Genomic DNA, 1,289 nt, shown 5'->3' with positions numbered 1-1,289 from the left:
GCATTTATTTAAGTGAAATTTAATCTGAGTAAATTATTAAATAACCAATTTAATTCATGTGGTCGCCAGTAATCTATTAGAAGAAATATTTAAATCTGGCACGGACACCATAGCGGTCATCGTTTTCAGCATTAACCACTTTATTATCAGGTGACACTTCCAATTTAGACCAGTAAGCACCAAGGTATAAATTAAAGTTATTCATATCCATGATATTGGCAATTTTATAGGAGGTGTGGATCGTGTGAACATCATATTTATCAGGCGAGGTTAATATCCCAGAGGTAACTACCCCTGCATTTGCACTGTTGAAATATTCGATATCATTGTGTGCGTAAATATAACCAATTTCAAAATTTCGCCATAAGATATTAGCCCCGGCACTGAAGTTCTTCTCATTGGTTGCATCCATATAAGCTGAGCTCAGATTAGCGACAATACCATTCTCAGGATCTTTATCCTGATTATTCCAAGTGAATGTTGCCCCATAGCCATTACGTTTCGATTGGTCCTGAAACTGGCCCTGATCATCACGATAACCATAGGCATTACTGATAACGTTACTTTCCATTGCTATAGCCGCAGAAAGGCTATCTTGTTTCCACGAAATCACCGGACGAACATATGCCACATTTTTTTCATTTTCCAGCGTATTACCATGATAAGTATTATTGGCAAATAACGTGGTTCCGTCTTTTAGAATGGTGTTAACTTCAAAATACCAGTTACCCAGAGTTTTACTGACCAGGAAGTTACCCCCATTGTTGCTGCGCCCACGGCCTTCTTTCATCATATAGATGTAACCATAGCCATCACTGTAAAGATCATTCGCAGTATTACCTGAGTGTTGGACAAACGTATCCTGATTCAGTGGGAACATATCATAGGCTTCAAAGCGACCGACTTTCACCTTCCAATCTTTCTCATGACCAAAGAAGAAGGCTGCATCATCGAGGTTCATATGACCACCAATATCAGCCAGTGGCTGTACAGTGAAACCCGCGAAATTGCCATTACTCATACGTCGATAACCATCCAGACCGATCAGTATTCTGCCATTAATATCCCATTGCTCTCTGCTCCCCGCTTTCCAGTCTTTATTTGCACTGGTGCGTAGAGAAGTGAGCTGCCCACTTTTACTGGCAGCATCCATATTAATCTCAACATCACCGTATAATTTCAGATTCCCTTGCGGGGTCTCCCAGGACACTTCAGCGAATACAGGCAATGATAAAAGACTGGTAAGTCCAACCAGTATAAACTTATTCATAATAACCATCTCTATTTAG

General features: G+C 40.2%; 1 protein-coding gene. It reads right to left on the bottom strand.

Annotation, left to right across the window (positions count from 1 at the left end; translation table 11 throughout):
* Positions 1-76: 76 nt before the first annotated feature.
* Positions 77-1,279 carry a carbohydrate porin gene (locus tag V2A85_RS23730; RefSeq protein WP_372558840.1) on the bottom strand — a complete coding sequence of 401 codons (1,203 nt, stop codon included), beginning with the start codon at positions 1,277-1,279 and terminating at the stop codon, positions 77-79.
* Positions 1,280-1,289 lie beyond the last annotated feature (10 nt).

Origin of the sequence: Yersinia sp. 1252 StPb PI (assembly GCF_048593885.1) — a bacterium.
Taxonomy (GTDB): domain Bacteria; phylum Pseudomonadota; class Gammaproteobacteria; order Enterobacterales; family Enterobacteriaceae; genus Yersinia; species Yersinia enterocolitica_E.
The sequence above is the reverse complement of the archived record's forward strand: the minus strand, read 5'-3'. Positions and strand labels throughout refer to the sequence as shown.

Bases quoted from the DNA above. Each gene is read 5' to 3' on its own strand.
- V2A85_RS23730 (WP_372558840.1), bottom strand. From the start codon at position 1,279: ATGGTTATTATGAATAAGTTTATACTGGTTGGACTTACCAGTCTTTTA.